At 68.1% G+C, this 7,712-nt stretch carries 7 protein-coding genes and 2 pseudogenes; 6 read left to right on the top strand and 3 right to left on the bottom strand.

The features are described 5' to 3' along the window. Positions 1 to 3,417: helicase-related protein (locus Q1L59_RS07900; RefSeq protein WP_300330494.1), on the bottom strand; the 3,417-nt coding region annotated here is incomplete at its 3' end. A 203-nt stretch (positions 3,418 to 3,620) separates the two neighbouring features. Further along, a pseudogene (locus Q1L59_RS07895) lies at positions 3,621 to 3,833 on the bottom strand (DUF411 domain-containing protein); the annotation flags it as partial. Positions 3,834 to 3,846: 13 nt separating this feature from the next. On the opposite strand from Q1L59_RS07895, the gene Q1L59_RS07890 reads away from it, so the two are divergent. The 6 genes and pseudogenes from Q1L59_RS07890 (at position 3,847) to Q1L59_RS16735 (ending at position 7,334) form a co-directional block, all read left to right on the top strand. Further along, positions 3,847 to 4,242 (top strand): hypothetical protein, encoded by a 396-nt coding sequence (locus Q1L59_RS07890; protein ID WP_300330493.1) that lies wholly within the window; start codon positions 3,847 to 3,849, stop codon positions 4,240 to 4,242. After that, positions 4,208 to 4,528: an ATP-binding domain-containing protein gene (locus Q1L59_RS07885; RefSeq protein ID WP_300330491.1), complete on the top strand. Its 321-nt coding sequence runs from the start codon at positions 4,208 to 4,210 to the stop codon at positions 4,526 to 4,528. Before Q1L59_RS07890 ends, Q1L59_RS07885 begins: the two co-directional genes overlap by 35 nt. A 70-nt stretch (positions 4,529 to 4,598) precedes the next feature. Beyond that, complete coding sequence (locus Q1L59_RS07880) at positions 4,599 to 4,733, top strand: hypothetical protein (protein WP_300330487.1); 135 nt, start codon at positions 4,599 to 4,601, stop codon at positions 4,731 to 4,733. Between the two features lie 92 nt (positions 4,734 to 4,825). Next, positions 4,826 to 5,116, top strand: a complete 291-nt coding sequence (locus tag Q1L59_RS16745; RefSeq protein WP_366145636.1) for a hypothetical protein — start codon at positions 4,826 to 4,828, stop codon at positions 5,114 to 5,116. 14 nt (positions 5,117 to 5,130) lie between these two features. Further along, a pseudogene (locus tag Q1L59_RS16740) lies at positions 5,131 to 6,324 on the top strand (hypothetical protein); the annotation flags it as partial. A gap of 236 nt (positions 6,325 to 6,560) precedes the next feature. Beyond that, on the top strand, positions 6,561 to 7,334 hold the full coding sequence (locus Q1L59_RS16735) for a GNAT family N-acetyltransferase (protein ID WP_366145637.1): 774 nt from the start codon (positions 6,561 to 6,563) through the stop codon (positions 7,332 to 7,334). 259 nt (positions 7,335 to 7,593) lie between these two features. On the opposite strand, the gene Q1L59_RS07865 is transcribed toward Q1L59_RS16735, so the two are convergent. After that, a partial coding sequence (locus Q1L59_RS07865; RefSeq protein WP_300330496.1) for a tyrosine-type recombinase/integrase occupies positions 7,594 to 7,712 on the bottom strand: 119 nt, incomplete at its 5' end.

The following is a 7,712-nucleotide window of genomic DNA, read 5'->3' as shown; positions in this document are numbered from 1 at the left end:
GAGAATCTCGTTACGCGTGACGGTAATCGTCGGCGCGTCGGCAACGCGCCCCTTCACTTCGATGAAGCGTAGCTTGCCGCTGCCCGGAACGCGGCTTTCGATGTCGTAGCCGAGTTTCTCGAACTCGCGGTCGGTGGGTTCAAAACCGAGCTGGCGCTCGACCGCCATGACGATCGCGCGGGCGCGGGCGGCGCTGACTTGCGTATCGACGGCGTTCGCCAGCGTGGTCGAAGCCTGGCCGCTGATCGCCCGGATCAGGCCGATCGGCACCACCAGGAAGCCGCCCAGGACCACCGGCGGCAGCGGCGAGATTTGCGCTTCGCGCTGCAGGTCGTCCAGCCGCTTTTCGAGCCGCCCCTGCAGGAGGTCGGCGCGCTTGCGCGCTTCGCCTGAGTTCAGTCTGGCATTCGGTCTGCCTGCCTGCTCCTGCAGTTTGAGTTCCTCGGTGCGGTGGTCCCAATAGGTGATTTCCTTGGTCAGGCGATCCTTGACCGCCGCTTCGGTCTTGCCGATCAATTCGAGCCGACGACGGCGGACCTCGGCCAGATGTTCCGGCACGACGTGGGTGATCGCGTAGCGCAGCACCTGCCCCTCGAGTTCACGCGTGATCCACCGGCATTCAGGGCGATCGAGAATCGCTTCGCTGGCCGGCTCGTCCGGCGCGAGTGGCCGATCGTCGAGATAGGGCGCGTAGTGCACATGACGCGTGCGGTGGCTGGCGTCGATTTCGACGTAGAGCATGCGCTTCGAGACGACGTGACGCTCGCCGGTGCGGCTGAGGCCGGCGTCCTGAATGGCATGCTCGAGGTAGAACAGCACGCGCGGCTGCAGCCCGAAGTCGCCGTCGTCAACCAGCACGCTGCCGCGCTTGAGCAGATCGCGATGGCGCTCCAGCGTCAGATCGATGAGGCCATCGAGCAATGCGTGGCCGGGGCAGACGAATGCCGCCAGCGGCTGGCCGGCCGGTGCGACGAGCGACTTCTCGAAGGCGATTCGCTCGTAGCGCGGCAGCACGGGCTCGCCGGTCCCGATCAGGCGATCGCGGTTGCGCAGCAGCGCGGGTACATGCGTGATTTCGTAGCGCCGGGGCTCGCGCTGGCGGACGGTGCCGCCGAGTTGCCTGAACGCTGCGAGGAAGAACGACTCGATGTAATGCGGTTGCAGCCGGCGGGCGTCGGCACGCTCCATCTCCTCGCGGATGCGCTGCACCCGGCTGGCGTCCATCGCGTCGTGCGCCAGCGCGCGGTCCTCGAGCAGGCTCCGCAGGTGTTCGCGATCCATCGCCAGATCAAGGACGGTGCTCAGGTAGGCCCTCACCTCGGGCTGCTCGCCGTAGCGAATGGCTTCGATCAGCAGTTCGCGCAGCGACAGAACCTTGCCGCCAGACTCGAAGGCGAGTTTGCCGAGCACATCGAACACCTGCCCGCCAAGCGCCTGGCGCGCCTGTTCGAGCTTTTCCAGCAGGCGGCGATAGACATCGCCTTCGCGGGTGTCGTCGGCGACCAGGTTCCACAGGTGGCAGACCTCGGTCTGCCCGATGCGGTGGATGCGGCCGAAGCGCTGCTCGATCCGGTTGGGGTTCCACGGCAGGTCGTAGTTGACCATCAGGTGCGCGCGTTGCAGGTTGATTCCCTCACCGGCCGCGTCGGTAGCGAGCAATACCTGTACCGCGGGATCGTGCCGGAACGATTCCTGCACGGCCAGGCGCTGTTCGCGGCCGACGCCGCCGTGGATGACGACGACCGCGTCGTTGCGGCCGAGCAGCGTGCGGATGCGTTGCTCGAGATAGTTGAGCGTGTCGCGGTGCTCGGTGAAGATGACCAGTTTCTGGCCTGGCGACGGGTTCGGCGGCGGGATCGCTCGGGCCGCGTACGGCGCGCGCGCCTGGGCAAGATGCTGGCCGATGGCGCTCGGCGTGAAGACCTCGGAGAGCAGGCTGGTCAGTTGGCACCACTTGGTGTCGGTGCCACTGCGACAGACGGCGAAAGCCTGCCTTTCGAGCCTGCTCAGAGTGTCGATTTCGCTGCGCAATTCGGCGATCGAGCGGGCAGCGGTGGCCTGGTCGAGAATCTCTTCTTCGGCGACAGCGACTTCGTCGTCGGGCGCTTCGTCCAGGTCGTCGAGGTCTTCGCCGTCGAGGACCGGCAGAGCGGCAGACACGATGCTTGCGGCCTGGCCGCCGCGTTGGAGGATCTCCAGTTCGCGCAGTCGGCCATCCAGCCGTTCGCGCCGGCGGCGCAGCGATTGGTGGATGGCTTCGGGAGAGGAAGCCAGGCGCCGTTGCAGGATGGTCAGGGCGAAGCCGACGGTGCCGGCGCGCTTGTCGTTTTCCAGCGCCTCCGCACGGTTGAATTCCTCACGCACGTAGTCGGTGACCGCCCGGTAGAGCGCGGCTTCGCCGTCCGAGAGGCGGTAGGGCACGGTGTAGGCGATGCGCTCGGGAAAGAGCGGCGTGCCGTCGAACTTGCGCAGACTCTCCTTGACCATACGGCGCATCAGGTCCGATACGTCGGCGCTGTGCACGCCATCCCGGTAGCGACCTTCGAAGCGGTCGCCATCGAGCAGCGCCATGAACAACTGGAAGTCGGCTTCCTTGCCGTTGTGCGGCGTGGCCGACATGAGCAGGAAGTGCCGCGTCAGCGTCGACAGGAGTTGGCCGAGGCGATAACGCCGAGTGTACTTGGTCTCGCTCCCGAAGACGGTCGCCGACATCTTGTGCGCTTCGTCGCAGACGATGAGGTCCCAGCGGCAATCGGGCACCTGCAGCTTCTGCTGCACGGCCTCATTACGCGCGAGCTTGTCGAGGCGGGCAATGCACAGCCTGGTTTCGAGAAACCAGTTGCCGGTGCGTGCGGCTTCGAGCTTGTCGTTGGTGAGAATCTCGAACGGCAGGTGGAAGCGGCGGTAGAGTTCGTCCTGCCACTGTTCGGCGAGGCCACCCGGGCAGACGATCAGGCAGCGCTGCAGGTCACCGCGCGCGACGAGTTCCTTGATCAGCAGGCCGGCCATGATCGTCTTGCCGGCGCCGGGGTCGTCGGCGAGCAGGAAGCGCAGCGGCTGGCGCGGCAGCATGCTTTCGTAAACGGCGGTAATCTGATGCGGCAGCGGGTCGACGACCGAGGTATGCACGGCCAGAACCGGGTCGAACAGATGCGCGAGCCGGATGCGCTGGGCCTCGGAAACCAGCCGGAAAAGTGCGCCATCGCCGTCGAAGCTCCACGGCCGGCCGTGTTCGACGACTTCCAGGCGTTCCTCGTCGTGGCGGTAAAGGAGCTCGTTGGCGACGCGCCCGGCGGCCGTCTTGTAGGTCAGCTCCAGAGCTTCGGAGCCAAACCACTGAACGCTGACCACGCTCACCAATGCGTCGGGAACGATGCCGCGGATCGCCGTATTGCTCTGCAGTTGTTCGAGTTTCATCGCCGATCGAAATGGGCCGTGGTGGTGTGCTTCGCGAAGTGGGCTATTGTCCATCAGCACGGCGCGTCTGGTGCGGGATTTCTTGATTCAGGCGGGGAGCGTGTGCAGCATGCCCACCGCCCAGGACGAGGCGCAAGCACACGCCGGCATGCAAGCTGCCGGCGGCTATGACTTCGATGAGCGTCCCCCGCCTGGAAACCGCTTCAGTGCTGCGCGAAGACGCGCGTCGAACCGTCGGGTTGGACGAGCAGCGTCTGGTAGGGGATCGGCTTTGAGCTTTCCATCCCCGGCGAACCGGGCGGCATGGAAGGAACCGACAGGCCGAGCGCTTTCGGCTTTTCCTGCAGCAGACGCTGCATGTCGGCAGCAGGAACGTGCCCTTCCACGACATAGCCGCCGACCCTGGCGGTATGGCAGGCAGCGGTCGTCATGGCCGAAGTCGAGCGTCTGGCTGCGCTCGACCCCAGCGCCGACGGGTCCGACATCGCGCTTCTCGCGCGCAACCGGGCAACGCTCGAACCGATCCGTGCCTGGTGCGAGAACGCCGGCATCGCCTGCGCCGTGGGCGAAGGTGAGCAGAATGGCGGCCCAAGCCTGCACCAGGTGCGCGAAGGCTGTCACCTGGCCGACTTCTTGCGCGGCAAGGCGAATCGCCTGCTGCGCTGCGGCACCTTGGCGCGCTGGCGCGCTGGTTCGCCGCCCGCCATCGCGCGGCGATCAGCGGCAACCCGTGGTGCTCCTTGTCCGCCAATTCATCGACAAAGTCGAAGCGAGCCGGGGCGATTCGCCCTTGCCGGCCAGTCTGGCCTGCGAGGCGCTGCATGAACTCGGCAACGAAGCGCGGCATGCCGAGCGCGGCCGGCTGACGTTGTCCACCGTGCATGGCGCCAAGGGACGCGAGTTCCGGCATGTCGTCATCCTCGACGGCGGCAACTGGCGGCGGGCCGACGAAGAGGAACGCCGCCTGTACTACGTCGCCATGAGACGCGAGCGCGCGAGACGCTGGCGCTCTGCTCGGCCGACCGCGACGGCAACCCTTTCACGCCGCCGCTCACCGCCGCTGTCGTCCGGCGCAACCCCCCTGCCGCCGACCGTCGAGCGGCCGCCGTAGCTCGCGCTGCGCACCGGCGACGGCGGTCTCGTCGGTCGTCTGACGCGCGGTCGAGCTGCCGGCCGGCGAGGTGGTCGACGTTCGGGTCGATGCCCTGGTCAGGCGAACGCGCAAACGGACCGACGCGCGCTTCCTGCCCTGGATCAACACCGACGCCTGGTGGGTCGTCCTCGCGACGCTGCACATCGCGCCGGCGCAGCGCTGATGCCGTCATTCCGACAATAGATCAGGATGGGCACATCCTTCGGCCCAGCGCGCCAACCAAGCCGGCCCTGAGCCGGCAGCAATCAGGCCATCATGACCGTCCGCAACGTGGAATTCCTCTTTCGTCCGCAGTCGGTGGCGGTGGTTGCCGAACCCGACGAAGCGAGCCGATACGCCGAGGTGGTGCTGGCGAATCTGCCCGGCGGCGCCTTGGCCGGCCCGCTGATGTCGTCGGCGCGCACCGGCGCTCGCTGTTTTCCATCGGTAGCGACGTTCGGCTCGGCGAAATCGCGACGACACCCGACCTGGCGATCCTTTGTGCCTCGCTCGACCTGGTGCCGTGCATCATCAGGCAACTCGGTGCGCGCGGCACGCGCGGCGTGATCGTCGGACCGCGGATGTGGCACAAGATGCGCCGCAGCGAGATCGCGGCGGCACGCCAGGGAATTCTCGAAGCGGCGCAGCCTTCGCTGATGCGACTGCTCGGGCCAGGCAGCGGCGGACGCGTCGTTCCCGGCAGCGGACTCAATGCCTCGGCCACGCCGGTACCGATCAAGCCGGGAAAAATCGCCGTCCTCAGCCAGTCGACAACGATCAGCGCCGCCGGGCGCAACGCCGGGCGCAACAAGCCGCTCGTCGCCATTCATTGTGGGCGGCTGGCGGCAGTCGACGCGACCGACGGACCGTTGCGCGCCGAGGACGTTTTTCAGGCAGCGCTGCGGCGGGCCGGCTGGGTGAGCGTCGATACGCTCGGCGCGCTGTTCGAAGCGGTCGAAGCGATGGCGCGCGTGCGCCCGCAGCGCGGCGACAGCCTGGCGATTCTCGGCAACGGCCACGGCCCCGGGCGGATTGCCGCCGAGACGTTGTTGCGCGCCGGCGGCCGCCTGGGCGACCTTTCGCCCGCCACGCTCAGGCACTTCGAGAAACGCCTGCAGACGCGTTCGCACCTGAGCAATCCGCTCGCGCTGCCGCCCGGCATGCGCGCGGACGGATGGGCGGCCGCGCTGTCGGCCATGCTCGCCGACAGCCGTACCGATACCGTGCTGACCGTCTGCCCGCCGTCGCCCTTTGTCGCCAGCGACGAAGTGGCGACAGCACTCTGCGCCGTCTCGCGACAGAGCCAGCACAAGGTCTTTACCGCCTGGATCGTCGGCGACGCGATGCTCCAAGCGCAACGCATCGCCGCGGCGCATGGCGTGTTGAGCCACGACTCGCCGGAAAGGGCGATCGCCGTATTTCTCGGCGTGCTCAATTGCCGGCGCAATCGCGATCTGCTGATCCAGATGCCGCCGTCGTTGGCAGCGGACTCCCCGCCGGACAGTGAAGCCGCCTGCAGCGTCGTCGGCGAAGCGTTGCCCGCGGCCGGCGAAACCCTGTCGGCGCGCCACACCCGCCGCCTGCTGCAAGCCTACGGCATCGTCGTCGCCGACACGCCGGCCGCCCCCAGCATCGATGCCGCACTGCTCGCCGCCGAGCAGATCGGCTATCCGGTCGAGCTCGCGCTGCTGCTCGCCGACGGCGCCGTTTTCGACGAGACGGCCGGCAGCCTCCCCTCGCCGGCAGCGATACGCATCGCCGCCCGCGACCTGCGCCACCGCCTGCGCGCCCAGCATCCGGCGCGGCGCGTCACCGGCTACCGTCTGCGGCCAAACGCCGCCCGTAGCGGCCCCCGGCGCTGCGCCTCGGCGTCGCCGGCGATGCCCTCTTCGGCGCGGTCGTCTTCCTCGCCCGCAGCGCGGCCGGCAACGCGTGCGAGAGCGGCTGCGTCGTCGCCCTGCCGCCGCTCCAAGCTGATGCTGGCGCAGGATCTGGTCGCGCGCAGCCCTTTTTGCCGAAGAGCTCGGCGAGAGCGAGCGGACGGCTCTGCAGACGGCGCTCAGCCAGGCGCTGGTTCGTCTGTCACCATTGCTGGCCGAATCGACCACGTGGCGAGCGTCGAACTCGACCCCCTGCCTGTCGAGGCTACCGGCGCCGTCGCGTTCGACGCCCGCATCGGCCTCGCGCGCTCAAGCACCGCGATCAATCGTCGACGCCTGGCCATCCGAGACCCTATCCGAAGGAACTCGAACAAGCGATCGCCTGGCAGGGTCGGGCCCGGCTGCTGCGGCCGATTCGGCCGGAAGACCAGACCTCGCTCGGCGACCTCCTCAACTCGCTGGCGCCCGAAGTTTCCCGCATGCGTTTCTTCAACGCCATGCGCAGCATCTCGCGTTCGCGCATCGCCCGCTTCACGCAGATCGACTTCGATCGCGAGATGGCGTTGGTGGCGATCGAGCGCGGCGACGACAGGCTCGACCACGTCCTCGGCGAGGTCCGCGCCGTTGCCGATTCCTGCGGCAACTTCGCCGATTTCGCCATCGTCGTCGACTCCCCGCTCAAAGGCCAGGGACTCGGCCGCCTGTTGCTCGAACGTCTGGTCGGCTACTGCCGCAGCCGCGGCATCACCGAGTTGCGCGGCAAAACGCTGGACGGCAAGCTGCGCATGCAGCGCCTCGCCCGTCGCCTGGGCTTGACGCTGACCAGCGGCGCCGACCGCAGGACGATCGACCTTCGTCTGGCGCTGGAGCAGCCCGCCAACACGCCCGGCGGAGGCCACCGATGAGCGCTGCCGGTGGCCGTTCCGACGCACCCGGGGTGGCGATCACGCCGGCCGACCGGCGGAATTCACGCGCTGCCAGAGGAGGCTGCGGTGGGCGTTCCCCTAAACCCGCTTGCGCCGCGCCATTCCGGTCTTCGCCGGTTGGCCCGGAAGCGGTCTTGGCGCTGACGCGACGCGCCTGAAGCGGGTTCACACCGGCACGTTCCAGGACAACGGCAAGCGCATTCGCCGCGCGCCGTATCCGGCCGGCAGCCCGCGCGCGTCAAAGGAGCGAATCGAGCGGGCTGCGAACGCCACGCCCACCGCGCTGGAGCACATGCGTGTAGATCATCGTCGTGCTCACGTCGGCATGGCCAAGCAGTTCCTGCACCGTTCGGATGT

This window comes from Accumulibacter sp. (assembly GCF_029255125.1).
In the GTDB taxonomy this organism is placed as follows: domain Bacteria; phylum Pseudomonadota; class Gammaproteobacteria; order Burkholderiales; family Rhodocyclaceae; genus Accumulibacter.
This window is presented reverse-complemented; position numbering and strand designations above follow the sequence as displayed.